Origin of the sequence: Thermotoga sp. Mc24 (assembly GCF_000784835.1) — a bacterium.
Taxonomy (GTDB): domain Bacteria; phylum Thermotogota; class Thermotogae; order Thermotogales; family Thermotogaceae; genus Thermotoga.
On sequence record NZ_JSFH01000012.1, the window covers coordinates 94247 to 120566 of the forward strand.

Here is a 26320-nt window from a genome sequence, read left to right on the forward strand (position 1 = left end):
GCTCACCCCTTTTCTATCTCCTCCGGTGTTAGGACCCTAACCCTCCTGGGAAGACCGTGATCTCTGAACCTGTCACCGCTCAGAACCACCGCGTCCATGGTGTTCGCAAGGGAGATGATGAGGCCATCCGCTGGAGATTCGAAGAGAACGTTCGGAGAGTTTTTCCACCTTTCGAATCCCTTCCTCTCGTGAACTGGCAGCACGAACTCCGCGTTCCTGTCGAAAACGATCCTGTAGGGAAAGAAGAACTCCCTGAAAACAGCAAGCCTCTCAAACACCTCGTAGATGTAAGAGACGGAGAGTCCTCCACGCCAGAGCAGGTTGCTTCCATCGATGACGATCGGTGCAGAAGGGTTTCTGATGATGGCAGAAAGAATGTACGGGTGAACGTTCAGCGTTCTCACGGATTCCTTTCCTCGAAGATCGAGCAAGGAGTAGAAGTATCTCAACTCCTCAATCTCACTCTCTGATAGTTTCTCAATCGAAAGGTTTCGAACTCTCTCCAGAAGATCCGTGTTCTCTCTTTTTTCTTCCTCTTCTTCCGCTTCTTCGAGATGAAGGTAGAGCTCCATGAAATCCTTCTTTCCAAGTTTCACCCTAAGTCTGTTGGCTTCTTCGATGAACTCTTTCACGCTTTCGGCTTTCAGCCTCTTTTTGAGCCTCTCTGAAGGAAGGGGATACTTCTTCGGCAGGTACCAGAAGAGGATCTCAAGAGTGTCTATCTCACTCACTCCAAGGAGTTTCGAAGAAAGCTTCAAGTTCCCCTTCACGGCCTCCTTGATAGCAAGCTCAAAGATGTCAGCCGGCACGTCCACCCTGGAAAGCTCTCCAAGGAAGATTCCTCTCAGTATATTCAGGTCTTTCTCCTTCCAGCCTCTTCTTTTGAGAAGACTCAGAAAATCCTGCCTTGCCTCAAGAAGAACCTGTTTCATCTGCATATCTCGATCTCGTCTCCTTCTTTAACCGAAAGCACCTGACTCGCGTCTCCCAGATTCACGGCGATTTCGAGGAAACCTGCGCTGTCTGGATGAACGAGCAGTTCTCCCGTGTCCACATCTCCGAAGGCCTTCGCGACAGCCGCTTTGAACTCTTTTCTTCCCACTCTCACTCTCACCACGTCGTCGAAATCCACACTGAGCTTCAAAAAGAGATCGAAGGGAATGTTCGTCGACACGTTTCCGAAGGTGTCAACTATCGCCACTTCTCCGATGACTTTCTCGTTCTCGACAACAGGCTTTCTCATCTTGAGAACCTCGTACGAGAGCAGTCTGTCTCCCACTCTCTCCAGCGGAAGTCCCATGTCGAGGTGGGCGGCAACCGGTGCGAAGATGTCCCTTCCGTGGAAAGTGAAGGAAGGATTCTTCTTGTAGAAGAGCTCTCTGTTCTCTATCTCTCTGATCTCGGCAACTCCGTATTCTTCAGCTACAACCGTGAGAACTCCGTTGTCGGGTGCCACGAAGTACTGGTCGTTCTTGGTCTTCATCACGATCGCCTTTCTTGAAGTTCCAACGCCGTAGTCGACAACCACAAGAAAGACGGTGGAAGGAGGAAAATCGAGGGAGGCTCTGTAGAGAACGTGACTCGCCTTTCTCACGTTGAAAGGTTCTACTTCGTGCGTGATGTCGATGATCTCCGCGGAGGGGTTTATCCTCTTGATCACCGCCTTCGCGACTCCCACGTAGTGACTCTTCAAGCCCCAGTCTGTGAGAAATCCGATCATCTTTCTCCCCCCAGATTTTTTGTTTGTTTATCTACTTTATGGTATTATTATAACGAGAGTTATCATTTTCTTTTCGGATCCCGCCCGAGCCCGCCGGGTCGTGGGGAAAGAGAAAGGGGAGGGCCAGCCTCCCCTTTCTCTGACGGTAAGACTTCCAGATCACTCAACCGGTTCAAAATCCTCCTTCGAAGCTCCACAGAGCGGACAGACCCAGTCGTCTGGAAGATCCTCGAAGGGTGTCCCCGGTTCGATTCCGCTGTCGGGATCTCCTTGTTCAGGATCGTAGATGTAACCACAGAGTTTGCACCTGTACTTCTTCACAGAACTCACCTCACTCTTCAACAGTGATCTTTTGACTGCTTTCCCAGAGGCCGTGTATGTTGCAGTAGGAGAGGGCTATGATCGTTCCCGATCTGTTCAATTTTACCACGGTTGTGACAGTAGGCTCTGTGTAAACAGCGCCGATGTTCGGCCCCTGAACGGACTCTCCGTGCGCGTTGAACTCGTACCTTCCCACCTCGTAAACGTATGGATCACCATCAGGTTGGAAGAAAACTTTGATCCACCTGATGTGGTGTTCTGTTGTGTTCGGGTGCGGGATCTCCTTTCCCACGGTAACCACGATTTGAACTTTTTCGTCTTTTTTCACCTTCTCGGGTGCTTCTATGACCGGAACGTGCTTTTCCTTCTTGAAATCTTCCGTCTTGATGAAATCAGAAAGTTTCATGCTATCCCTCCTTTAGACCGAAAATTCTCTGTAGGCACTTCTGGGTGCACCGCAGACCGGGCACTTCTCTGGTGGTTCTCCCTCAACGGTGTGACCGCAGACAGGACAGATGTAGATCTTCTCCGCCGTGTAGTCTTCTCCTTTTTCCACGAGTTCTTTGGCCTTTTTGTACATCTCCGCGTGGATCTTTTCGGCTTCCCAGGCGAACTTGGTGCTTCTTTCCGCTCCTTTTTCTTCCTGGAACTGTGCGACGGTGTTGTAAACCGGGTACATCTCATCGATTTCGAAGGTTTCACCGTCGATGCACTGCTGGACGTTTTCGGCCATCTCTTTGTAGATCTTTCCGAGTTCTCTGTAGTGGTTCCTTGCATGGACAAACTCAGCGTATGCGATCGCCCTGAAAAGATTTGCGAGTTTTTTCAATCCCCTCTGCTCTGCCTCGTCCGCGAAGATCAGATATTTCATGTGGGCCATGCTCTCTCCCGCGAAGGCATCCTCGAGAAACTTCTTCGTCATTTCCTTCATCCTTTCACCTCCCAGTATCTCGATTGATCCAAGATCATTTTACCACATAATTATAAATTGTAATGGTTTTGATTTTTTATCTTAAACTCTCGTTGAAAAAGCTTCATCGTTGCAATAAGATTGAACAGCTTTTGTTCTTATCGAGTGTTACCTTTTGTTAATTTGCGCAACACAAAATTAACTTTGACAACGAAGGGGTGGTGGGTATAATAATGACTGTGATACTGAACAAGTTTGTCAACTATAGTGGTCAAAGGGGTTGGGAACTTTGTGAGGATCGGAGAAAAACTCAAGAAATTAAGGCTCTCAAGAGGACTCACACAGGAAGAACTCGCGGAGCGTACTGACCTTTCAAGAAGTTTCATTTCACAGCTCGAATCGGACAAGACATCTCCATCTATCGATACTCTTGAAAGGATTCTGGAAGCGCTGGGCACAGATTTGAAGCACTTTTTTTCCGACGTGGAAGAAGAGAGGGTTGTGTTCAAAAAGGAAGAGAGGGTTCCGGTCTACGACGAGCCAGAAGGTGTGAAGAGTGAAATTCTGATGAGCGGTGTGGAAGACAAAGAGATCGATCCGATTCTTGTGACACTGGAACCCGGTGCGCAGACAGAAGAAGAATCGTACCACGAAGGTTCAGAGTTCGGTTTCGTGATTCAGGGAAAGATAGATCTTTACCTTGACGACAAACGTTACAGATTGAAAGAGGGAGACTGTTTCTACTACAGAGCGGATAAGAAACATTACGTGAAGAATCCGGGAAAGAAGAAGGCGGTGTTACTCTGGATCATGATTGACTAAAAATTTCAGAGGGGAGGGATTAACATGAAGAGTCTGGGAAGACACCTGGTGGCGGAATTTTACGAATGTGACAAAGAGGTTCTCGACAACGTGCAGTTGATAGAACAGGAAATGAAACAGGCAGCCTATGAAAGTGGAGCAACAATAGTCACGTCAACGTTTCACAGGTTCCTCCCCTATGGGGTGAGTGGTGTGGTGGTGATATCCGAATCCCACCTAACCATTCACACCTGGCCAGAGTACGGGTATGCTGCTATCGATCTGTTCACCTGCGGAGATGACGTCGATCCCTGGAAAGCCTTCGAACATCTTAAAAAAGCGCTGAAGGCGAAGAGGGTACACGTGGTAGAGCACGAGAGAGGTAGGTACGACGAGATAGGAATACCCGAAGACTCACCACACAAAGTCACCGTTTGAGGAGGTGTGAAAGTTGAAAGAATTCGAAAGAGAACTCCAGCCGAGACAGCACCTGTGGTACTTCGAGTACTACACGGGAAACAACGTGGGGCTCTTCATGAGAATAAACCGCATGATTTACTCCGGACAGAGCGACATTCAGAGAATAGATATCTTCGAGAATCCCGATCTCGGTGTGGTTTTTTCGCTCGACGGTATTACGATGACCACGGAAAAAGATGAGTTCATGTACCACGAAATGCTCGCACACGTTCCCATGTTCCTCCACCCGAACCCGAAGAAGGTGCTCATCATCGGTGGTGGAGACGGCGGAACACTTAGAGAAGTCCTGAAACACAACAACGTGGAAAAGGCCATTCTTTGCGAAGTGGACGGACTCGTCATAGAAGCCGCAAGGAAGTATTTGAAGCAGACTTCCTGCGGTTTCGACGATCCGAGGACAGAGATTGTGATAGCGAACGGTGCCGAATACGTGAGGAAGTTCAAGAACGAGTTCGACGTCATCATCATAGACTCCACGGACCCAACGGCGGGCCAGGGCGGACACCTCTTCACCGAAGAGTTCTACCAGGCCTGTTACGATGCCCTCAAGGAAGACGGAGTTTTCTCCGCTGAGACGGAAGACCCATTCTACGACATCGGCTGGTTCAAGCTCGCTTACAAGAGAATCAGCAAGGTCTTTCCAATAGCCAAGGTTTACCTTGGATTCATGACCACCTATCCTTCCGGCATGTGGTCCTACACCTTCGCCTCCAAGGGAATAGACCCGATAAAAGACTTCAACCCTGAAAAGGTGAAAAATTTCAACAAAGAGCTGAAGTACTACAACGAAGAGGTTCACGTCGCGTCCTTTGCCCTTCCGAACTTCATAAAGAAAGAGCTCGGATTGATGTGAATCGACCCCGCTCTGGCGGGGTTTTTCCTTTCTGGTATAATCTAATTAGCCTGAACGAACTAGGAGGTCGAACATGAAGTTTTACATAAAGACCTTCGGTTGTCAGATGAACGAGAACGACTCGGAGACGATGGCCGGTCTTCTCATGAAGGAGGGATTCACCCCCGCCTCGAGTCCCGATGAGGCGGACGTGTTCATCATAAACACCTGCGCGGTGAGGAGAAAGTCCGAGGAGAAGGCCTACAGCGAACTCGGTCAAATACTGAAAATCAAAAGAAGAAAAAAGCTCGTTGTGGGGGTTACGGGCTGTGTCGCCGAAAAGGAAAGAGAAAAACTCCTGGATAGAGGAGCAGATTTTGTTCTTGGAACCCGTGCGGTTCCGAAGGTGACAGAAGCAGTGAAAAGGGCGCTGCAGGGGGAAAAGGTAGCACTTCTGGGAGAACACCTCGATGAATACGCGCACGATCTTCCGCGTATCAGATCCAGCAAACACCACGCCTGGGTCACGATCATATTCGGCTGTGACAGGTTCTGCACCTACTGCATCGTTCCGTACACGCGCGGTAGAGAAAAGAGCAGACCGATGGAGGATATTCTGGAAGAGGTGAGGGAACTCGCAAAACAGGGCTATCGCGAGGTGACCTTCCTCGGTCAGAACGTGGACGCCTACGGAAAAGACCTGAAAGACGGCTCTTCCCTCGCCAGACTCCTTGAAGAAGCATCAAAGATAGAGGAAATAGAAAGGATCTGGTTCCTTACCTCGTATCCAACGGATTTCTCCGATGAACTCATAGAAGTGATCGCCAGAAATCCGAAGGTAGCAAAGTCCGTTCACCTCCCGGTGCAGTCTGGAAGCAACAGGATACTGAAGCTAATGAACAGAAGGTACACGAAGGAAGAGTACCTTGCCCTTCTTGAGAAGATCAGATCGAAGGTGCCAGACGTTGCGATCAGTAGCGACATCATCGTCGGTTTTCCAACGGAGACGGAAGAAGACTTCATGGAGACGGTCGACCTCGTAGAGAAGGCACAGTTCGAACGCCTCAACCTCGCAATCTATTCTCCACGCGAAGGCACGATGGCCTGGAAGTACTACAAAGACGACGTGCCCTACGAGGAGAAAGTGAGACGCATGCAGTTTCTCATGAACCTCCAAAAGAGGATCAACAGAAAGCTGAACGAGCGCTATAGAGGAAAAACGGTGCGTGTCATTGTCGAAGCTCAGGCAAAGAACGGCCTCTTCTACGGTCGTGACATCAGAAACAAGATCATCGCTTTCGAAGGTGAAGAGTGGATGATCGGCCGATTCGCTGACGTGAAAGTCGAAAAGATCACGGCCGGTCCACTCTACGGAAAGGTGGTATGGGTTGAAGAAACTTCTTCTCCTGTTTCTTCTGATAAATGAGATAATTTTCTCGCGGGTCTATTTCAGCACGGTGGACGATCTCTCACAGCTAGTTCTCTCACACCTGAACTCCGCAAGCGAGATCACGATCGTTGCCTACTCGATCGACCCGGAGTACCTTGGATTGAAAACAGCGAAAATGGCTTCCGAAGTGCCCGTTCAGGGCGCTTTCGTTCACGTTTCAAATGGACTTCTTCACTCGAAGTTCATTGTTCTCGACCACGAGACGGTGATCTTCGGCTCAGCGAACTTCAACCGTTCCAGCCTAAAAGAACATTTGAACAACCTCATCGTCTTTCACTCCAGAGAGATAGCGGACTTCTTCGAGAGAATTTACGACTGGCTCGTTTTTGGGAAAAGGCCACAGGCCAGACTCAAAACGAAAGAAGGTGAGTTCTTCCTGATCCCTGCAGTGGATGTCGAGGAGATCGTCTTAGACTCACTCTGGAAGGCGAAAGAGTACGTTCTTCTCTGCAGTTACGCTTTCACAGACGAAGATGTCTTTGCCACGTTGAAATTTCTCTCCTCGCAGGGTGTGGAGGTGTACATCATCACGGATGAGTGGTTCGAGTCTTCCAGACTTAGAGAATTTCCGCTCGGAACCTTCCATGTTCTTGAGGTGAAAGAACCCCTGATGCACCACAAGTTCCTTGTCGTCGATGGAAAAACTCTGATCACGGGCTCTGCAAACTTCACGGAGAGTGGTTTTCACAGAAACGTGGAGGTTGTGTTCAAAACGAGTAACAGGGAGCACGTAGAATCTTTTGTAGAAGAGTTCGAAAGAATCTGGAGGGGATACTTTGTACAGGGTGTTCGTTTTTGATCTGGACGGAACGCTCCTGAACGACAACTTAGAGATATCAGAAAAGGACAGAAAAGTGATTGAAAAGCTCTCGAGAAAGTGCCACGTCGTTTTTGCAAGCGGCAGGATGCTCGTCTCCACACTGAACGTGGAAAAGAAGTACTTCGGCAGGACTTTTCCTACGATAGCCTACAACGGCGCAATGGTGTACCTTCCAGAAGAGGGTGTGATCCTGAACGAAAAGATTCCACCAGAAGTTGCAAAAGACATTGTAGAGTACGTGAAACAGTTCAACGTGCACTGGCAGGCGTACATAGACGACGTGCTCTACTCCAAGAGAGACAGCGAAGAGATAAGAGGCTACGCGAAACACTCGAGTGTGGAATACCGCGTTGAACCGAACCTTCTGGAACTCGTCTCGAAAGTAGGAACGACCAAGATCCTTCTCATTGATACCCCAGAAAGGCTCGACGAACTGAAGAAGATCCTTTCAGAGAAGTTCAACGATGTGGTGAAAGTCTTCAAGTCATTTCCGACGTACTTAGAGATTGTTCCAGAGAACGTGGACAAGGGAAAGGCACTGAGATTTCTCAGAGAGAGAATGGGCTGGAAGAAAGAAGAGATCGTCGTCTTTGGTGACAACGAGAACGACCTGTTCATGTTCGAGGAAGCGGGTCTGCGCGTGGCTATGGGTAACGCCATCGACAAAGTGAAGGAGGCGGCGGACGTTGTCACGCTCACTAACAACGATTCTGGTGTGTCTTACGTTCTTGAGCTCATTTCCACAGATTGTCTTGATGGATGAAATTCCAGAAAGCGCCAGCGGTTCTGTGGCGTTGAACGTTCCCCTTCAAAACGTTCTAAAGGACGTCTCCCTTCTTTGTCTTGGAAGTTCCGGGAACCTGAACTTCTCAAAGGACGTAGGAATCGCCGTGGGGAAGATCCTAAAAGAAAAGGGGGGTTCTTACTACATCTTTGGAAGTTTCGACGTTCTGAGAAGAACGGACCCTGACCCCCTCTCGAAAGTTTCCACCTCCCCATACATTACCGCTCAGGTTCTTTCTCTTCTTGCAGAGGGGCTCTCAATAGCAGGAGTTGTGCCCGTGTTCAATGCGACAGGAGAAGTGAACGATCAGGTGATCGCTGCTCTTATAACAAGAAAGGCCACCTATCCTGTGATGGTGGAAAGCGCGGAAAAGTACGAACAACTGAAAAGACTCGGCTACACAACGACACTCGTTATCGACACGAAGGGGAACGTTCTTGTTGGAAAACCCTTGAAATTCTCCTGGAGCTATGAAAAGGAGATAGACTACGAATCTCTCAGAAGAGAAGTGCTGGAAAATTCCATCGTTCTTCTGGACAGAAATATCAGAAAAATTAGCGTGAACGATCCGTGGAGCGGTGGGGTGCTTGTTTTCTCGAATGAGGAGTGGCTTCTGAAAATCGCTCAGGACGTGCTCAATGGGAGAAGATCTCCCACAGGAAGGGCACCTTGATTCACATTTTTTTGCAAGCTCTTTAAGAAAATCTTTGAATTTCCCTATCTCCTCTCTGAAACGTTCATAAACAGTCCACGCTCTTTCCAAAAGGGGTTTCATTCTCGTCCATTTTAGAAGATAACCGTACACGTCCCTGAAAACATGTTTGAATCTCAGATATTCATCAAGAGTTTCCCTGAGTTCTTTTGAAATCACAGCGGGACGAACTTCCGGGATCTCAAGTGACACTCTGTTCAGCAGTCTCTTGTACCAGTCGTAACTGTCCTACCTCACTCCGTTCATCTCATAAGATATCAGTTCGAAAATATCTTCTATGATCGTGTAAAAATAGTGAAAAAGGCTGTCGAACGCTCTCAGAATGAACAGGTCTGGCTCTTTATCAGACTCTTCTCTTCTATTTCTTTCACAACCACATCAAGGTATCTCCGTTATCAGTAAGAGGATCTGTTCTTTCTTCAATCTCTATCCCCTCTCTTTCAATCAATCTTTTGAGAAATTCAGGACATCCTTCAAGATCGCTCAGATCTATCTCGAACTCGGAAAGCCTGTTGATCTCAGAAAGCACTTTGAAGTACTTCTCTTTCGGAAGCCCTTCCACCGCAAGATCGATGTCGGCCCTTTCTGTGAACTTACCTGTTCTTTTCAGGCACTTTGCGAGTGAATCAAAAAGAACTACTCCCCTCACACCGTACCTTTCCCTCAACACTTCTACGACCCTTTTTGCCTCTTTGAGAACCTTCTGAGCTAGTAATTTCATCTTTTCTTCTTCATTTCTTTTTTCTCTCTACCCAGGCCCTTATGTACTCTTCGTACATTTTTTCTTCTCCACAAGACACACCGCATAAGCTGAAATGCCTCTACCCTTCCCTTCGAACCCCAACGTGTTTCCGCTCTTGAACTTCACGTTCACACGGGATGTTTTAAGTGCACTCTTGAGATTTTCCACGATCCTTTCCCTGTAGGGGAAAAGTTTCACAATGGAGGTCACAACCGTTGCATCCACATTGACCACACTGAATCCCTTTTCCTCCAACATCTTCACCGTTTCTTTCAGAAGCTCAAGACTGTTCGCGTTTCTGTACTCTTCCGTCTCCGGAAACCACGTTCCTATGTCGCCAAGACCAACGGCTCCGAGCAGGGCGTCTATGATCGCGTGTGAGAGAACATCTCCGTCGGAATGCCCAAGACTTCCCACAGAAGACTCTATCTCCACCCCGACAAAGACCAGCTTTCTTCCCTCAACGAGCGAATGTCTGTCGTATCCAAAGCCGATGAACATGGGATCATTCCCCTTTCCTCTCCACCATATCTCTCACCTGTCTTTCTCTGGTGGTTAGATTCCCTGTTTTTCCCGTTTTAACTTCCACGAACACTATCTTCTTAACGTTTCCTTCACCCAGACCACCGAAGACCACAAAATCCTCTGGAGTTCCTAATAAATCTTGTAAATCTTGTATCTTTTGGATTGTATCTGAATTCCGGGAAGAAAGGTATCAGGTGCTCTGTGACCGGACCCATTATCACACTTTTGCTTTTGTCAATGGCATCCTTTCTGATCCTTTTCTCCTCTTTCATCTTCCACTCCTGAAACTTCACTTCGTATTCTCTTTTCAAATCTGTTTCAAGAACTCTTCTCTAAGGTTCCTTGTCAGGATAAAAACAATTTATGATTATGATAATCAAAACTGCCATGTAAATCCTCTTCATTATAATTCTACATGTTAAAATCCCATAGGGTGACCACAATGAAAGAAAGTCTCATCAGTTTCATAAAAGAAAAGATAGAAGAGTACAACTACAAAGGAGCGGTCATCGGTGTGAGCGGTGGAATCGATTCCGCCGTTGTTCTCTCGTTGTGTGTTCAGGCACTCAGAAAAGACAATGTCTTTGCACTTATCCTACCCGAGCGCGACTCTTCGAAAGACTCGGTGAAAGACACCATTGAACTCTGCGAAAGCCTGAATGTGGAGTACAGAGTGAGATCCATCACTCCCATCTTGAGAAAAATCGGTGTTTACAGACTCTTTCCTCCAAGACTTTTCCTCCCAGACTCGATCGTGAAAAGATACGTCCTCAACAAATGGAACTCTCTTTCAAAGGATCCTTTCCTGGACGATCTTAGAAACTCCGGCCCCGACGAATTTCTGAAGGGACTTGCCTACTACAGAGTAAAGCATAGAGTTAGAATGTGCCTTCTCTACTTCGAGGCAGAAAAAAGAGGATACGCCGTTATAGGAACAACAAACAGAACGGAGTATCTGACAGGACTTTACGTGAAGTGGGGGGACGAGGCGGTCGACATAGAGCCCATCATTCACTTGTACAAGACACAGGTTTTTGAACTCGCAAAAGAGCTGAACGTTCCGGAGAAGATTCAGAGGAAGCCGCCATCTCCAGATCTCATTCCCGGTGTCACAGACGAGATGGCCTTCGGCATGAGCTACATGGAACTCGACCGCATATTAATGAAGATTGACAGAGGAGAGAGCCTGAAAGGTGAGAACCCAGAAAAAGTAGAGAGAGTGAAGAAGATCCTCGAGCTTGCAGAAAAGCACCGCCGTGGAACTCCCATCACCTTTGATAGAATATAAACAGAACACACCAAGGAGGGAAAGACGTGGAAGAAAGAGAACTAACACTCGGTGACATCTTTTTGATGTTCAAGAGAAGGTCCAAACTTTTCTGGCTCGTTCTTGTTCTGACGGTCTGTGTGACAGGGATCTATCTTTTCCTTGCGACACCCCAGTACGAAGCCTCCGCGAAAGTGAAGGCCCCTACACAGAAGGGTATGAGCCTTGGACTTTCCATTGAAAGTCTTCTTGGTGGCCTATCCAGTCTTCTCGGAGGTGAAGGAAATCTCGAAGACGAGGTACAGATCATACTCTCTCGAAGAAACATCATAGCTGTGATAGACGAGCTCGATCTCGTTCACAAACTCCTCGACGAGAAAGATATAAAAAAAGCTATGGAAAACGGTCTCACAGAAGACGATTTGAAACTCTCTCTCTACAGCTACATGGTGAAAAAGCTCATAACCGTCGAATCTGTGGAAAATTCAAACATACTGGAAGTTAAATTCACCTGGCAGGATCCAAAACTCGCCGCCGAGGTGGTGAACAAGATCGTAGAAAACTACGTCAAGATCAGCGAGGGCATCGCCAAAACCCAGTTCGGAGCGAAAAAAGAATTTCTCGAAGAACAGATCCCGAAGGTGGAGCAGGAACTCAAAGAAGCGGAGAATAGACTCAAGGTCTTCAAAGAACAGAACAAAATCTATTCTGTTGAAGCCCAATATCAAACGCTTATAGAACATTATGCTTCTCTTCTTCAAAAAATGGAAGAATCTCAAATCGCCATGGAAGCAGCTCAGAAACAGGCTGAATTCTTCTCAAATGAACTCAAAGACCTCGATATTGAGATAGAACAGCTCAGAGACAGCATCACGTTCGACCCGATCATTTCCCAGCTCAAAAACAGGCTGATCAACATTCAAATAGAACTCGCTGGGCTCATGGAGCGCTATACCGAATCAAACCCTGCAGTGGTACAGAAAAAAGCGGAATTCGAAGAAACCCAGAAACAGCTCAAAGTGGAACTCGAAAGACTCCTCACATCCCAGGTAAAGAAAACAGGCTACACCATCTACGGAGAAGCACTCAGCAGTCTCATAAAGGCAGAATCCGAAAAAATCCTTTACCAGACACAGTACGAAGCTTTCAAAAAGCTTTACGGAGACCTCGAAAAAGAACTCTCAAAACTTCCCGAACTCGAACAGAAACTGATAGAACTTGAAAGAGACTACAAAGTGAAAGAAACGATCTACACCACATTGCTTCAGGCAAAGTACGAGTCTCTCATCTCTGAAGCGGCGATCACGGCCAACGTTAACGTCATAGACTGGGCTGTTCCTCCTCTTTCACCCTCGAAGCCAAACAAAAAACTCACCCTTGCAATTGGAGGTGTTCTGGGGATATTCCTTGGTATCCTCGCTGTTTTCTTCGCAGAGTTCTCCGACAGAAGGATCAAGTCTGAAAGCGAAGCAGAGTATCTCCTTGGCCTGGAAAAAATCATCGCAAGAGTTCCACTAACACAGAGTGAACAGGTGATAGAAAAAGCCCTGGGAATTCCCGCCGTGAAATCAGGAAAGGTTACCTTCATCACTTCACTTGAAGACGGTGCAGGAGTAAGCACACTCGCAAAACACATGGCAAATCTTGCTTCGAAGAAAGAGAGAGTGCTTCTCTTCACCGAGGAAAATGTGGAAGGCTCTTTCGACAAAAGAGACGTGTTCGAACTTTTGAAAGATCCAGAGATCTTAGAGAATCTCAAACATAGCTACGACAGAATCATCATCGATGCGCCCTCGCTGAAGAGAACGCCAGAGTTCCTTCCGGTAGCTGAAAAAAGCGATACTGTCTACATCGTGATCAGGCTCGAACACACCTACTCGGAGGATTTGAAGATGCTTCACTCTCTGAAGAAGATAGACGGCTTCATTCTGAACGGTCTGACGAAGAGAAACTCAGCGTACGTGGAAGAAAAATGAGGAGGGGAATCCCCTCCTTTTGTTTTTCTCACGGTTGCGATAGCTATAGCCAGTATTCTAAAAACTCATCCCACAGTGTGTCGCTGGGGAAGGAGAGAGTCATGTAGTCATCCTTATAAGTTTGATAAATAGCTAGATTCTCAGGCATAAAGATACTGACAGGAGCGGAGAGTTCTTGATCACCTTTTTTACCGTAGGAATAAACAACAAACGAGGATAGATCGGGAACTATAGAGAGTTTTTTCCCCCACTTATCTATAAGATCCCCAAGATCAACAAGAACAGTTTGATTGTAATAATCAACGTAACTCTTCACGACGTCGCTGTAGATCGAATTAACTTCGTTTAGGTTTACTTTCAGATCATAAGTAGTGAATAAATCTAAATAATAAACAAACTCCTTCACTTGTGAAGTGTCGTACACCGCAAGACTCAGCTCGTTCTGATAAATATCAGAGGAATAGTACTTTCTGTAACTATCAATTATCATCTTTGCCACGTCCAGTGGTGTGCTACCTGGTGCTACATAACCAAAAAAGGAATAGTCCCATCCTTCAGCTGGTTCACTGAAGCTGGACGCTATGATATAGTCTGCCGTGTTTCTAAGCTCATATATCACTTCCAGGGATCCCATGAGGCACGCGTCGAACCCGAGGATGTCGAGTTTCTGTCCGACAAGAACGCTGTTGACCACGTTTTCAAGAGTCATTCTCAGATCTCTCACTGCTATTGCGCTTCCAGAGGTATCATCGAAGCTGATCGCTTTTGAAGAAGTGAACCCCGAATCGGATATCCACGCGCTTCCGTGATCCCACATGATCAGTGCCCTGTAGGTTGCCGAGAAGTTCTCAAAGACATATTTCAACCAGTACTCGAGGTCTTCATGAGAACCACTGTTGAAGTCTACTCCTGTTATTCCCATGATTGCCTTCCAGTTTCCGTCATCGTCGAGAACCAGAATTCCGTCGCTCGTACCTCCACCATCGTAAAACACCAACACGGAGACGTTTTCGTTGGTGTTTCTCATCTCTTCAAGGTCTTTATTGCCGGCTTCCCACAGATTGTTGTCTCCACACATCCACACCACAAAAAGCCATTCAGGAGAGGTGAATTTGAGAGAAAAATTGTTCATGAGGGAAGGATTCTCTTTCACCTGAACGTAAAGATCGTACTCACCTTCCTTTGAAGAAAAGAATGAAAATTCAGCCCATCCAAAAGAATTCGTTTTCGCTTCATCTTCTTTCACGTAGTAATAACCATACTTTCTGTAGAGTTCCACTGTCGCCCCAGAAACAGGATTTCCATTCTTGTCGAACACCTGAACATCGATCAGCGCGTATCTTCCCGCAACGTGTTCCTCCCCTGTGTTCACCACAAGAGAAGCGGGGGTCTGCAAACTGTCCACCAAATCAGGTACCGCACATCCAACGACAAGAAATGTCACAGATGCCACAAGAAGAAACCACCTCATCTCCTCACCTCCTCAGAATTCCCATTTCATGCCGAGCCCCACGCTCGTGTTCCCTTCAAACAGCTCTAAAGAAAAGAGAAAATTTTTTACACTTCCTCTGATGCTCAAACCGGGCGTCCTCTTTGGTTCTCCCTCTTCCTCCTTCGGATACTCCGTCTGCAGTGTGTTCGGTCCTTTCACCAAGTAGAAAACGTCCACTCCAACACTTAGATTTCTGCCGAACAGATCGAGCGAGACGTTGAAGATCCTCGCGTCCGGCCCGAATACAAACCCCACCGGATAGTCAACGATCGTTCTTGAGGAAGGAAAGTTCGTGAGGTAGAGAAATCTGTTGTTGAACTTCAAGTACGGAAGGAACGTGTTGTACACGAACTTCGTGGCTAAGGCATACTCGACACCCAGAACACCTCTCAAACCTCCTGCTGAGAACACCTTTCTCGCTCCCACATTGAACGCGTAGGCCGTGGGTTTCAACTCGTTCTCAGTTGTTCCCACAAGGTCGTCGAGAGCGAACTCTCCGTGGATCTCCCAGCTTTTCAGCGGAACGTAAGAAAAGTCGAGCACCGCCATAGAGTTCGTGTAGCCCTCGTTGTAGTTGTTGTGCAGGATCGCAAAAGGACTCGCGGAGAAAAGATCGGGATACTTCCCACCGATCATCGTGAGCTCCCCCACACCGAACCTGAAGTTCTCAATAGGATGAAAGTCGAACCTGTGGGCCACCAAAGTTTTCACCTTCTCGGTGTACGGAGAGAGGGGATCAGCGTTCACTGGCCTGAAAGTGTTCTGTTTTTCCCACTCCTCATTAGTCAGGACTGAGTTAATCGAAATCAAATGAAACGTGTATAAGATTTTCCCCTTTGTCGAGAACGTGAAATGATTGAAATAAGGACTCACATCCGAGATCGCAACGGGAAACTCAGAACTTCCCCACCTGATCTTCGATCTTCCCACAACTATATAGAAATTCTCATCATCGTAGACACCGTAAGCGGTGTACGGGAATGTAGAATCGACACTCGACAGCTCTTTCCACAGTGGCGGAACGTTGCCGTGAAGGTCCAGATAAAAGTCGTTGTAGTTGTTCGTGTAGGGGATCTCTGTGTAAAACGAAACCCTTCCCACGAATCCCTCGAAAGAAATGTTCAAAAAGGGAGGGGTGTTTTCGTACAGGTAGAAGTTCTCCCATGGAGGATCAGAAAGGACGAACCATCCCGTTTTCGTCTTTCCCTCGAAATTCCCGAAATAAAAAAACGGTGAAACCTCAAGAGAAACCCTATTTTTTCTCTCACCGGACAGCAAAGGAAGAATGCCGGGAAGCGCTTTCCTTTCGAGAACGTACTCGTAAATCATCTGAGGTGCGAGTTCTGTGATCAACGGCTCTGAAAACAAAACAGTGGAGAAGGCCACAACGAAGAAAACCCACCACTTCCCCATAATCATCCCCTCACAATTCGATGTTCAGCTCTCTGAGCAGAATCTCTTTCAATCTCGACGGCTCTTCGAGACGGACAGCTCGAAAACCAAGTTTTCTTGCAACCTCGACGTTTTCCGGTGTGTCGTCTATGAAAAGACTCTCTTCTGGTGCGATCCCGTATCTTCTAATCAGCTCGAGGTATATCTCTTTCTCCGGTTTCAGATAACCCACGTGAGAAGAAATCACCATGCCGTCAAAGAGCTTGAAGAAGTCGTACTTCTCTCTCACCGTCTCGAAGTAGATTTTTCCGTAGTTGGAAAGAGCGTAGAGCTTGAAGCTTTCTTTCAACAGCGGAAGAAGTCTCACATTTTCCTCGATAGCCCTTAGAATTTCCGGAACTTCTCTTTCGAGTCTTTCCACGTACTCTCTGAGCTCTGAAAGTTCCCTCTTTTTCTTCTCCCAAAGAACATTCTCAGACAAAACACCCCTGTCCATCAGCTTCCAGTCTTCATGCTTGAAGATCTCTTTCTCAAGAACCCTCGCCACCTCTTCCGGAAAAGACTCGAGCAGGTACTCACTCGGTCTCCAGTCGATCAAAACCCCTCCAAGATCGAAAACGATGTTCTTCACTTCAGAAACCAACTTCGAGCCTCACCTCCAGACTAAGCCCCTTGAGACTGTTCCACCAAATACCTACGTTTCCCCCGTACTCTCCAAAGAAAGTGCTCAATGACACCTTCACCGTGTGCTCTTTTGTGAGGTCTCCTATGAGCCACTTCGTATCCGGTGGCATCTCTTCACCGTGCCAGGGTTCCTCTGGTGTTCTGTCTCCATAGACGAGATAGTGATACATCATACCGAAAGAACACCAGCCAAGAGAACGTTCGACACCGAGTTTCAAAGAGAAGGAATTTTCGCCGTATTTGTATCCGATCATCCTATCTTCGATAGCTCCTTCGGAGAAGTACGTGTACTCGTAGGGAAGGTTTGAGCTTGTCCTTTCGAAAGTGTACGCGCTGGCACCGGAGACTTCTCCGTAGAAACTCCAGGGACCTGTTCTGTACTCACCGCCGAGGAGGAGCGCTATCTTGTCCGGGTTCAGATAACCTCCCGTCCCGAGAAGTCTGTTCAGGCTCATGTCGTCTATCAACGCTTCGAAATAGACCCTTCCCGCCCCGAAGTTCCACTCAACCCATCCACCCATAAGAGCGTTTGCGTTCTCTGAAGGATCTTTCCAGGGAGCTCCCTCCTGGTACTGCCAGATCTCCTGTACGGCGATCGTCGGGATGGGAACGAAGAAGTAGTAAGGATTGAACACCTCGTTTAGATAAACCACGGCGTCTTCGTAGGCGATCTTCAAGAGCCCAAGGTCGAACACCACCGTTCTGTAGTTGAAACTCTTCTCGTCGTTTATGCGAAGCCAGAGTGATTCAACGTGCCAGTTGTCCCGGCAGTACTTCAGAGAAAATCCAGGAAAACCGTAAAAACGGGAATTGTCGCCCAGAAAGAGCTTGTCGATCCCTGGACCTCTCTCTTCGTTCAGGATCCCTGCCTTCAGTCCGAAGGGGCCTATCTTTCCAGAAAGGTTCGCTTCCGGGAAGTAGTAGAACTCCACGAATTTTTTCAGTTCATCGATGATCCCAGTGTGAACTATACCGAATCCCTTGCCCACACCGGCTCTGTAGTTAAACTGCCAGTTCTCGTCGAGCCAGACACTCCCAGACAGCTCCCCCATCCATTTGAAACTGCTCTCATAGAAGAGATCAAAAGATATATTCGTACCAGCAAAAACAAAAAACGGCAGAACACTCAAAAATAAAACGGCTTTCCTCACACTACCACCCCATGAAGTCTTTGACGTTGCTGATCGTGTTTATCACGGTGTTTACTATGGAGAGCGCCTCTGTCACCTGTATAAGCGGGTTGTCGGGAACGAAGACCACATCACCCGGTGCAACATTCGGATTCACACCTCCACCCTTTCCAGAAAGAACTCCCGAGAGATCGCAAACGGTGACCTCTCCCTGAGGTCCTCCTTTGAAGAGGAATATCCTGTTCGTGGCAGCTCTATCCGTGAACCCACCGGCCCTCATCACCACATCGAACACCGTCGAGTACCTGTCCACCTTCACGATACCCGGTGTTCTCACGTTACCGAGCACGTACACATAGTTCGTTTCAACGGGTGGTACGTACACCACGTCTCCCGGCTCTATCTTCACTTTCTGCACCTCGTCTATGTTCGTGAAGTCGTAGGCTATCTCGTTTTCTCCCCTTCTCAGGATCACCTTCGTCTTTAGTGCCCAGTTGCTCAGACCACCGGCCTGTGCGATGAGTTTCAGAAGTGTCACGTCTCCTTTGAGTTCGTACGCACCGGGTCTCACCACCTCTCCCACGACGTAGGCGAAGTTCTCCGTCTCGCAAGGTACGAAGACCACGCTTCCATTTTCAAGAACAGGACCGCCCGTATTGATCACGTCTTCATAATCCACTTCTTCCTTCTCTCCCGATGGACTCACAACGACGATCCTTCTCGATCCTGTGCTCTTTATGCCCCCCACCTTGCCCAGAACGTTCCTGAGTGTAAGTGTTTCTTCGTCTTTGAAGGTCACAAGAGTGTTCGTGATGCCTTCTCCAAAGACGTAAACGTGTGGTCTTTCGGTGTATTTCACGTATACGAGGTCGCCGTCCTTAAGTTTGAACGAACTCAGCTGGTTTTGAGGAACAGTGATCTCACCGCCGTCTCTCAAAACGAACACGTCTCCTGCTTCAAAGAGAGTGTCTTCTCTGTATCCTCCAGCTTTCACAATGGCTCTGTCTAAGAGAGCCGACTCATCGGGCTCGAAGACAACCATCTGAGGCACCTTCACAAAGCCGTCCACGTATACTCTGACGGCCTCTTTCACATCCACCTCGACAACTGCGCCGTCTTCGAGCGGAAGATCGGTAACTTCCGTCAGTTCCTCCACCTTTCCGTTCGAGTGAACTTTCAATCCCGCTATGTACTTCTTCTGTATCTTTCCGAAACTCGCAAGAGCCTTTTCAAGTGTGATGTCTTCGTCTTTCGCAAAATCAACGTACCCATACACGTCCCCGGTGAAATAGACTCTTTTTTTCTGTACAGCCTTCACGAGGACCGTGTCACCGGTTTTGAGAGGAACATCCTCCATCAATATCTTCTCCGGATCGAAGATCTTTTCTTCACCGTCCCTCAAGAGTGAAAGACTCTTCACAAGGGAGAAATCCTCGATCCCGTACTTCTTCAAGGCTGTTGAGAGCATAAATGGTTCATCCTTCGCAAAGCTCATCCTCCCATTCCTTGCGGCGTTGTCTCCCACTATGTAGACGAATCTTTCCGTGTACTTTTCCACGTAAACGAACACTCCGTCTTCAAGGGGAATGTCCTTTTCCACTATATCTTCAGGAGAGTATTCCTTTCCAGACAGTTTCACGGAGACAACCTGACTCTCGTCGATGAAACCACCGGCTTTTGCTATGAGATTCCTCAGTGTGAACACTTCGTTCTTTCCAAAGGTGTAAAGTCCGGGATTTCTCACGTACCCAAGGATGTAAGCCTTCTTTGGCACGAATTCCTTCACGTTCACTATGTCGCCGGGTTTCACTGGAAAGTCCAGCTCGCTTGGTGAGAGCTCTATGACACTTCCGCCCCTTGTTATTGTGATCGAATCAACTCCTTCCGCACTTTCTCTAAACCCCCCCGCCATCGAGAGGAGCTTTTCCAGAGTCACCGATTCTTTCGGGGAGATCTCGTAAACACCAGGTCTTGTCACGTATCCTGATACATAGACCTTTGTTTCTTCGTACTTCTTTATCTCAACGACATCTCCAACCTTCAGCTGAACATTCTCATCCAGTACTTCTGACGCGTACTCCGTGGTCTTCCCATCCCTTGTGATCAAAACCTTTTCTATGTACTTACCCTCAACGGAGATTCCACCGGCCTTCGCAACGAGGTTCTTTAGCGTGAGAGACTCCTCTCTGGAGAAGGTGTACATCCCTGGTCTTGCCACCGCTCCCACAACGTAAGCGAACCTCTCGTCGAGCTTTTGAACGTGCACCGTATCTCCTGGTTTCAAAAGGAGGTTCCTTTGATAGATATCTTTCTCTGATACTTCAACCGTTTTGTCTTTCGAAAGAACAATTATCTTTCCTGAACTCTCCCGCGTGGTGCCACCCGCTGATGCGACGGCATCAAGCAGGGTCATCTCTCTTCTGTACGGATAGATCCCGGGATTTGCCACGGCCCCAACGACCTTCACGAACCCCGTGTAGCTCTTCTCCGGGAGTACCACCTGATCGTTTTCCTGGAGCACCATGTCTTCCTCGGGAACTTCACCCCAGAGAAGCGAAGAGAGATCCAGTTCAAAGACCTTTCCATCCCTGAGGACCTTCACCCTCGAAAGGTCAACGGAGGAAAGATCCACAGAGAGAAGAGAGAGAAGCTCCGAAACGCTGAGATCTTCCATCCCCATGTCTACCACTCTGTTCACAACACCGGAGACATAAACATTCCTCGGTGCGATCTGCTGAAGAGACACGATCACCTCAGGTTCAGAAAAACTCTTGGAGAGCCTTTCTTTGAGAAGTTCTGTCACCTGATCCACACTGAGACCTTCCACCTTCACGCGCCCCACGTAAGGGAAGGTGATTGCACCTTCTATGTCCACCATGCAATTCCTTGTTAGATCTGGATATCCCACTATCTCGATCATTAGGACGTCTCCCTTCCTTATGGTATAGGACAGAGAAAACACCGTAGCTAAGAGAAACAGAAAGATCAGCGTTCTTTTCATCTCGAACCCTCCTCTTCACCTTATTCTGCTGAAAATTATACCTTATGTCCAGAAAAAATCGAATCAGAACTGATTCGCTAACCGTCTTTTATTCACTAATATGTTGAATATACAAAATTTTATAAGTTATTTAACATTTCTGTCAGGACTTATTTATTGGAGGGACTGCGCAGCCCACCAAAAATTCACAGGAGGTGTTATCATGGAAAAGGCCCTCAGGATCGTGTGGGCAACGGGTGAAGTGGACGAAAACGGAAGTCCCGTGACTAAAAGGCAGACCATCTCTATTAGTCCAAACGCGACAGTGCAGGATCTTGTAAACGCGGTGAACATTCTCGACTCCCTTTCGAGTTATACCTACGTTTCCGCTCAGCTCGTCACGTACGAAACCATTTGAGGAGGTGAAGTGGTATGAAGAGACTGTACATGGATTTTTACAACGAGGCAGAGGGAAAGAGAAGAAGAATCGTCGTGAACAGTCCAGCTGACGGACTCACAGCAGATCAAGTTCAAGAAGCCATGCAGACGCTTCTGGACTCAAAAGTCCTGGAAGGCTACGTGATCGACAGAGCAGTGATAGTTGAAACGAACTCCAATGAATTCTTCGATCTCATTCAGTGACGAAGGGAGGGCGTCTGTATGATGACAATACTTCCATTTCTCAAAGACGTCCTCCTGCTCGCCGTCTCCCTGGTCGAAAGGCCGGGGGACGGTGAGTCCAAGAAGGAGGAAGTGAAAGAGATCGTTTTCAGTCTCTTCAACAGCTTCGGAATCGACCTTCCTTTCGACGACGATATCCTGGATCACATCCTGGACTACGCCATAGACTTCGTGGTGGACTTCCTCAACGATCGGGTGTGGAACAATGCTTAATCACACCAGAAGAAAACTCGAGAACACAAAGGACGAAGACCTCTCCATTGATGAACTCTTCGAAAAATACCAGAACGAGATAAGAAAGAAGGCAGGATTCTTCTTCAAAAAGTTCAAGGAAAAGATCTCTTCTTTCGAAGATCTTTACCAAGCGATATGTTGTATCTTTTGCTATGCTCGTAAAACATGGAACAAGAACAAAGGTACCTTCGCCGCTCATTTGAAGTCCACCATAAACAGAAAAGTGATCGATCTCATTCAAGGGATTCCCCTTCCGGGATGCAGCAACGCTCCGTTCGACATTTTGAAAACAGAGTACAAATCTCGATGCAAACTGGAAGATTTCGAAGAGAAAGATCGTTGAACGAAAGCGGGGCCATCCTTGCTTTCTTTTTTCCGGAGGTGATAAAATGAAAGAAGAGTTTCTCGAAAGATTCAGCGAAACTGCTTTCCTTCTTGGAAAGCTCACCGGGATGGATCCAAAGATACTCCTTGCCCAGTCCGCCCTCGAAACCGGCTGGGGAAGACACATGGTGGGAAACAACCTTTTTGGCATAAAAAAACTTTCCTGGCTTGAAGGAGGAATTGAAGCGGAAACGAAAGAGTTCGATGGAGTGAAAATGATCGATATGTTTCAAACTTTTGTCAGCCCAGAAAACAGTATGATCGCCTATCTTATTCTTATGAAAGAGTGTTATAATAAGCCCTGGGAGTATAGAAGGGAACCAGAGAAATACTTCAAACTTCTCCAAAAACTCGGGTACGCTACGGATCCATCGTACGCGGAAAAGTGCATAGGAGTGTACAGGTGTTTCTAAAAACAGTGTTGAGGGGGAGGCAGATTGAACGGATTAATCCTCATAGATTTCCTGATGGTTTTCTCATTCAACCTCCTCTTTTTTAACTGGCTTTCAGCGCTTCTGTTCGCCACAAGTTTGACCCTCTCTTTTTTTGCCTTTAGACTCTACGATACGGAAAGCCTTCAAAGTTACAACGAACAGCTGATAAGAACCACAGTGGGAACGATAGCAAGTTTCATTATCGTGTTGATGTGCTATTCCTTGCTTGAAAACGAAATTAACAGATACCATTTCTTCGGGAACTTCCTGTTCTCCGTGGCAGGGGTTCCCGTTTTGAACGTTCTGGTGCACAGACTGTTCACAAAGAAACTACCCGTGAAGAAATATCTCGTTCTGGGAAGAAGAGAAGAGATCGAACCCGTCCTGAAAGAAGTCGAGGAGAAATCTCTTGGAAGATACAGGTTCGTTGAGTACATCAATCCTTCCGTCGAGACGGTGAAAGCAAAGCAAAAACTCTACGACGCAGTTCTCCTCGCAGATCCCCAGTTCGAACACATCCTGGAGAAAGTCCGCGTTGAGAACCTGGAATACCTTCCAAACCTGGTGGAAAAGACCCTCAAGAGAATTCCCCTCGTGGTCATGGAAAAGTTCAGAGAGTACTACGAAGTCGCGTTCAACAACGTGAAAGACGACTCACCCGCAAAGAGAATCCTCGATGTAGTTGTCTCACTTGTCGCCCTCGCTGTCTTCTCGCCGATCATGCTGATCGTTGCTATAATAATATATCTGGAAGATGGACTGCCGGTGGTTTTCAAGCAGGAGAGGGTGGGGAAAGACGGAAAGATCTTCACGATGATAAAGTTTCGAAGCATGAGAAACGAGAAAAAAGACTCACCAAAATTCGTGGATCAGGAAAAAGACAGGATACTGAAAGTCGGAAAATTCATCAGACCCTTCAGACTCGATGAGGTGCTTCAGTTTGTGAATGTGCTCAGAGGAGAAATGAGCGTTGTAGGACCTAGACCGGAACAGGTAGAATTTGTTAAAATATTTGAAGGGCAAATTCCTTTCTATCAACTGAGACACAAGGTGAAACCCGGTATCACAGGATGGGCTCAGCTCATGTTCAAGTACTCTTCCAATCTGGCTGAAACCAAAAAGAAACTCAGCTACGACCTCTGGTATGTGAAGAACAGAAACATCTTTCTTGATCTGAGGATCATCCTTCAAACACTGGAGGCTGTGCTGTGGAGGAGAGGGGCTAAATGAAGAAAAGAATTCTGCATATCATCACACGTTCAGACTGGGCTGGAGGTCAGAAGGTTCTTTACACCATCGTATACGGTCTTAAAAAGAACTATTCAGATAAATTCGAGGTTGAAGTTGCCGCTGGTAGAGAAAATGGAATGCTATTCGAAGAGCTTGATAAGATAGGTGTCAAGTATCATGTGGTAGAAAATCTTGTCCGTGAAATAGATCCGATAAAAGATCTGAAAGCGTATTTTGAGATAAAAAGACTCATAAAGCAGGGAAATTACGATATAGTCCATGCTCATTCTTCAAAAGCGGGGTTTCTAGCTCGAATTGCAGCAAAAAAGTGTGGAGTGAAAAAGGTTATCTACACATACCACGGTTTTTGGGGAATAGAGCAGTACAGGGGATTTAAGAAGCAACTTCTTATCTGGGCGGAGCGATTTGCAGCAAGATACTCAGATCATCTTGTGTTTCTTTGTAACAGAGAAAAAGAAAAAGCTGAAAGATACAGGATTGGAAAACCTTCCAAGTATGTGATAATTCCAAATGCGATTCTACCGATTGGTAACATCCAGAAGGGAAAACTCAGAAGAGAACTTGGCATACCAGAAAACGTAAAAATAGTAGGAAATGTGGCAAGACTTGATAGGCCGAAAAATCCTGTGCGATTTCTTCAAGTTGCAGAAAGAGTTGTCCAGGAAATGGATGATGTGATTTTTGTATGGATAGGTGGAAGTATAGTTGAAGACTTCTACGCCAAGCAAGTTCAGCAGTATCTTGATGAAAGACCCTGGTTGAAGGAAAAAGTCAAAATTCTTGGCTTCAGAAAAGATGCTATAGAACTAATGGCAGATTTTGATGTGTTTTTGTTGACATCGGACGAGGAAGGTTTTGGATTGGTCATCTTGGAAGCTATGTCCCTTGGGAAGATAGTTGTCTCAACTAGATGCGGAGGTCCTGAAGACATAATCGAAGATAAAATCAATGGTTTTCTCACAGGATTTGATTATAAGGAAATTGCCACAAAGATAAATTTTATACTGGAAAATTTCGAGTCAATAAAACAAAAAATCGGGCAAGCAGCTGTTGAGAGAGCAAAAGATTTTAAAATTGACAATCAAGTGGAAGGTTATGTGAGACTATACAAGAAGGGTTGAGAAAAAGGTTATGGGATTAATAGGTCTATTGCCATACCTTTTCATACTCGTCATAACTCTTGCAGTGACAGTGCTTGGAAGAAGGAGTCGTCTGCTGATATACTTTTACTCTCTTCTCCTAAGCATTTTTACCGGCTTTTCTGGTGAAGTTTCACCAGATAGGCACAGATATGCTTTAGCACATTCAAATCAAATTTATGTTTATGAACCTATGTTTAACATACTTTCAAAATTTTGTCATGTGCTATCTTTAGATGAACGTTTTCTATTTTGGTTATTCTCTCTATTAACCTTTACATTTATTTTACTTTCACTTGAGACTGTTGAGTCTGTTTGCAAGACTAAAAGATTTGTTTATGTACTTACCTTCGCTTTGTATATTGTAACTCCCGGGTTGTACTTTTCTCAATTCATAACTATTAGACAATCCTTGGCAATTTCATTTTCAGTATATGCTTCGATTCTGTTTCTTACACTAAAAGGGAAAAAACGAGGTCTTTCATTTATCTTCTTTGCTCTCGCTTTCATAACCCACTACAGCAGCATACTGTACTTTCTGGTTTTTATTTCTATCGTAAATATTTCTAAGAAGTTCTTCTCCAAAAGATTTTATCTTTTGGTTTTCTCCCTAATCACCCTACTGGGATTCACACCCATATTTAAAAACATAACTGAACAAATCCTTTTGATCGTCCTTAGTAATATTGACATATACGAAAGATACGCTTATTATGTATCCTTAAGCTCACAGTTTGGATTCAAAGAAGCCTTATCTGTGCTTGCAAAAGGAGGATATTATTTAATTCTGTTGCTGTTTCAAATTATTTTCCCAATCCGTATTGAAGATGAGTCAGTACGAAAGTTTTATAATTCATCGTTCAATATGTTCTATTTTGGGCAAATTTTTAGAAGTATTTTTGCGTTCAATCCAAGTCTCATCAGATTCACAAACTATTTCGTTTTCTTTGGCCTCATATCGTTTTCCATATGGTTTTTCGAGAGAGTAAAATCACTAAAATCGATAAAAGTGCATGGTTTTGGAGAACTGGAATTTAGATATCTTGTCTATTACTTCCTCATAATCTCAATTGTCATATTGTACATCTACAATGTTTCCATTTATGTTGGAGAAACTGATACGAGAATCTTTGTTGAACACGGAAAGAAAATCATGGAATTACTTTTTGGTCTTTAATG

The 26320-nt window shown here is 46.4% G+C and carries 31 protein-coding genes and 1 pseudogene; 17 read left to right on the forward strand and 15 right to left on the reverse strand.

Annotation, left to right across the window (positions count from 1 at the left end):
• Window positions 1-2 precede the first annotated feature (2 nt).
• The 5 genes from MC24_RS08130 to MC24_RS08150 all read right to left on the reverse strand — a co-directional run bounded on the left by MC24_RS08130 (window position 3) and on the right by MC24_RS08150 (window position 2972).
• Window positions 3-932 (reverse strand): hypothetical protein, encoded by a 930-nt coding sequence (locus MC24_RS08130; protein ID WP_004081112.1) that lies wholly within the window; start codon window positions 930-932, stop codon window positions 3-5.
• On the reverse strand, window positions 929-1720 hold the full coding sequence (locus MC24_RS08135; RefSeq protein ID WP_004081113.1) for an SAM hydrolase/SAM-dependent halogenase family protein: 792 nt from the start codon (window positions 1718-1720) through the stop codon (window positions 929-931). Before MC24_RS08135 ends, MC24_RS08130 begins: the two co-directional genes overlap by 4 nt.
• A 159-nt stretch (window positions 1721-1879) precedes the next feature.
• Entirely contained in the window at window positions 1880-2041 is a 162-nt protein-coding gene (rd, locus tag MC24_RS08140; protein WP_004081114.1) for a rubredoxin, read from the reverse strand.
• Between the two features lie 10 nt (window positions 2042-2051).
• On the reverse strand, window positions 2052-2447 hold the full coding sequence (locus tag MC24_RS08145; RefSeq protein WP_004081116.1) for a class II SORL domain-containing protein: 396 nt from the start codon (window positions 2445-2447) through the stop codon (window positions 2052-2054).
• 12 nt (window positions 2448-2459) lie between these two features.
• Window positions 2460-2972 carry a rubrerythrin family protein gene (locus MC24_RS08150; protein ID WP_038054427.1) on the reverse strand — a complete coding sequence of 171 codons (513 nt, stop codon included), beginning with the start codon at window positions 2970-2972 and terminating at the stop codon, window positions 2460-2462.
• 270 nt (window positions 2973-3242) lie between these two features.
• Between MC24_RS08150 and MC24_RS08155 the strand changes: the two genes are divergently transcribed.
• The 7 genes from MC24_RS08155 (at window position 3243) to MC24_RS08185 (ending at window position 8791) form a co-directional block, all read left to right on the forward strand.
• Window positions 3243-3773, forward strand: a complete 531-nt coding sequence (locus tag MC24_RS08155; protein WP_038054765.1) for a cupin domain-containing protein — start codon at window positions 3243-3245, stop codon at window positions 3771-3773.
• A gap of 24 nt (window positions 3774-3797) precedes the next feature.
• Complete coding sequence (speD, locus tag MC24_RS08160) at window positions 3798-4190, forward strand: adenosylmethionine decarboxylase (protein WP_038054430.1); 393 nt, start codon at window positions 3798-3800, stop codon at window positions 4188-4190.
• A 13-nt stretch (window positions 4191-4203) separates the two neighbouring features.
• Window positions 4204-5085 (forward strand): polyamine aminopropyltransferase, encoded by an 882-nt coding sequence (gene speE, locus MC24_RS08165; RefSeq protein WP_038054433.1) that lies wholly within the window; start codon window positions 4204-4206, stop codon window positions 5083-5085.
• Between the two features lie 73 nt (window positions 5086-5158).
• The gene (gene miaB, locus MC24_RS08170) at window positions 5159-6490 is read left to right on the forward strand and encodes a tRNA (N6-isopentenyl adenosine(37)-C2)-methylthiotransferase MiaB (protein ID WP_038054436.1); all 1332 of its coding nucleotides are present in this window, start codon (window positions 5159-5161) and stop codon (window positions 6488-6490) included.
• Window positions 6453-7313, forward strand: coding sequence for a phospholipase D-like domain-containing protein (locus MC24_RS08175; RefSeq protein WP_038054437.1), 861 nt, complete (start codon window positions 6453-6455; stop codon window positions 7311-7313). The genes miaB and MC24_RS08175 overlap by 38 nt, the downstream gene beginning before the upstream one ends.
• Window positions 7291-8097: a Cof-type HAD-IIB family hydrolase gene (locus MC24_RS08180; RefSeq protein WP_038054438.1), complete on the forward strand. Its 807-nt coding sequence runs from the start codon at window positions 7291-7293 to the stop codon at window positions 8095-8097. The genes MC24_RS08175 and MC24_RS08180 overlap by 23 nt, the downstream gene beginning before the upstream one ends.
• Window positions 8090-8791 (forward strand): hypothetical protein, encoded by a 702-nt coding sequence (locus MC24_RS08185; RefSeq protein ID WP_200883243.1) that lies wholly within the window; start codon window positions 8090-8092, stop codon window positions 8789-8791. The genes MC24_RS08180 and MC24_RS08185 overlap by 8 nt, the downstream gene beginning before the upstream one ends.
• 39 nt (window positions 8792-8830) lie before the next feature.
• On the opposite strand, the pseudogene MC24_RS10010 reads toward MC24_RS08185, so the two are convergent.
• The 5 genes and pseudogenes from MC24_RS10010 to MC24_RS09945 form a co-directional block, all read right to left on the reverse strand.
• A pseudogene (locus MC24_RS10010) lies at window positions 8831-9037 on the reverse strand (hypothetical protein); the annotation flags it as partial.
• 160 nt (window positions 9038-9197) lie between these two features.
• On the reverse strand, window positions 9198-9551 hold the full coding sequence (locus MC24_RS08190) for a nucleotidyltransferase family protein (protein ID WP_052125270.1): 354 nt from the start codon (window positions 9549-9551) through the stop codon (window positions 9198-9200).
• Window positions 9552-9590: 39 nt separating this feature from the next.
• Entirely contained in the window at window positions 9591-10073 is a 483-nt protein-coding gene (gene ispF, locus MC24_RS08195; protein WP_038054441.1) for a 2-C-methyl-D-erythritol 2,4-cyclodiphosphate synthase, read from the reverse strand.
• A 4-nt stretch (window positions 10074-10077) separates the two neighbouring features.
• Window positions 10078-10209, reverse strand: coding sequence for a Holliday junction resolvase-like protein (locus tag MC24_RS09940; protein ID WP_235280355.1), 132 nt, complete (start codon window positions 10207-10209; stop codon window positions 10078-10080).
• Complete coding sequence (locus MC24_RS09945) at window positions 10187-10369, reverse strand: Holliday junction resolvase-like protein (protein WP_235280356.1); 183 nt, start codon at window positions 10367-10369, stop codon at window positions 10187-10189. The genes MC24_RS09940 and MC24_RS09945 overlap by 23 nt, the downstream gene beginning before the upstream one ends.
• A 170-nt stretch (window positions 10370-10539) precedes the next feature.
• Here MC24_RS09945 and nadE point away from each other — a divergent pair, with 170 nt between their 5' ends.
• Complete coding sequence (nadE, locus tag MC24_RS08205; protein WP_038054442.1) at window positions 10540-11385, forward strand: NAD(+) synthase; 846 nt, start codon at window positions 10540-10542, stop codon at window positions 11383-11385.
• Window positions 11386-11411: 26 nt separating this feature from the next.
• Window positions 11412-13340, forward strand: coding sequence for an exopolysaccharide transport family protein (locus MC24_RS08210; protein ID WP_038054443.1), 1929 nt, complete (start codon window positions 11412-11414; stop codon window positions 13338-13340).
• Between the two features lie 43 nt (window positions 13341-13383).
• Here MC24_RS08210 and MC24_RS08215 read toward each other — a convergent pair whose 3' ends face one another.
• From MC24_RS08215 to MC24_RS08235, 5 genes are read right to left on the reverse strand one after another with little or no spacing between them, the layout of a single operon-like run.
• On the reverse strand, window positions 13384-14811 hold the full coding sequence (locus MC24_RS08215; protein ID WP_038054444.1) for a clostripain-related cysteine peptidase: 1428 nt from the start codon (window positions 14809-14811) through the stop codon (window positions 13384-13386).
• A 12-nt stretch (window positions 14812-14823) separates the two neighbouring features.
• Complete coding sequence (locus MC24_RS08220) at window positions 14824-16245, reverse strand: hypothetical protein (protein ID WP_038054453.1); 1422 nt, start codon at window positions 16243-16245, stop codon at window positions 14824-14826.
• Between the two features lie 10 nt (window positions 16246-16255).
• Window positions 16256-16867, reverse strand: a complete 612-nt coding sequence (locus MC24_RS08225) for an HAD family hydrolase (protein WP_081953073.1) — start codon at window positions 16865-16867, stop codon at window positions 16256-16258.
• Window positions 16857-18059: a hypothetical protein gene (locus tag MC24_RS08230; protein ID WP_038054454.1), complete on the reverse strand. Its 1203-nt coding sequence runs from the start codon at window positions 18057-18059 to the stop codon at window positions 16857-16859. Before MC24_RS08230 ends, MC24_RS08225 begins: the two co-directional genes overlap by 11 nt.
• 1 nt (window position 18060) lies before the next feature.
• Window positions 18061-21039 (reverse strand): SLBB domain-containing protein, encoded by a 2979-nt coding sequence (locus MC24_RS08235; protein ID WP_038054455.1) that lies wholly within the window; start codon window positions 21037-21039, stop codon window positions 18061-18063.
• A gap of 202 nt (window positions 21040-21241) precedes the next feature.
• Here MC24_RS08235 and MC24_RS08240 point away from each other — a divergent pair, with 202 nt between their 5' ends.
• Genes MC24_RS08240 through MC24_RS08275 form a run of 8 tightly spaced genes read left to right on the forward strand, consistent with a single transcriptional unit; the run spans window position 21242 to window position 26318 of the window.
• The gene (locus MC24_RS08240) at window positions 21242-21436 is read left to right on the forward strand and encodes a DUF1659 domain-containing protein (protein ID WP_038054457.1); all 195 of its coding nucleotides are present in this window, start codon (window positions 21242-21244) and stop codon (window positions 21434-21436) included.
• A gap of 14 nt (window positions 21437-21450) precedes the next feature.
• Window positions 21451-21660: a DUF2922 domain-containing protein gene (locus tag MC24_RS08245; RefSeq protein WP_038054459.1), complete on the forward strand. Its 210-nt coding sequence runs from the start codon at window positions 21451-21453 to the stop codon at window positions 21658-21660.
• A gap of 18 nt (window positions 21661-21678) precedes the next feature.
• Window positions 21679-21912: a hypothetical protein gene (locus MC24_RS08250; protein ID WP_038054460.1), complete on the forward strand. Its 234-nt coding sequence runs from the start codon at window positions 21679-21681 to the stop codon at window positions 21910-21912.
• Entirely contained in the window at window positions 21905-22276 is a 372-nt protein-coding gene (locus MC24_RS08255) for a sigma factor (RefSeq protein WP_038054462.1), read from the forward strand. Before MC24_RS08250 ends, MC24_RS08255 begins: the two co-directional genes overlap by 8 nt.
• A gap of 46 nt (window positions 22277-22322) precedes the next feature.
• Window positions 22323-22730, forward strand: coding sequence for a glycoside hydrolase family 73 protein (locus tag MC24_RS08260; RefSeq protein WP_038054464.1), 408 nt, complete (start codon window positions 22323-22325; stop codon window positions 22728-22730).
• A gap of 24 nt (window positions 22731-22754) precedes the next feature.
• Complete coding sequence (locus tag MC24_RS08265) at window positions 22755-23981, forward strand: sugar transferase (protein ID WP_156105122.1); 1227 nt, start codon at window positions 22755-22757, stop codon at window positions 23979-23981.
• A complete protein-coding gene (locus MC24_RS08270) occupies window positions 23978-25123 on the forward strand; it encodes a glycosyltransferase family 4 protein (protein WP_038054470.1) in 1146 nt (381 codons plus the stop codon). The genes MC24_RS08265 and MC24_RS08270 overlap by 4 nt, the downstream gene beginning before the upstream one ends.
• Window positions 25124-25151: 28 nt before the next feature.
• Window positions 25152-26318: an EpsG family protein gene (locus tag MC24_RS08275; protein ID WP_235280357.1), complete on the forward strand. Its 1167-nt coding sequence runs from the start codon at window positions 25152-25154 to the stop codon at window positions 26316-26318.
• Window positions 26319-26320: the final 2 nt, after the last annotated feature.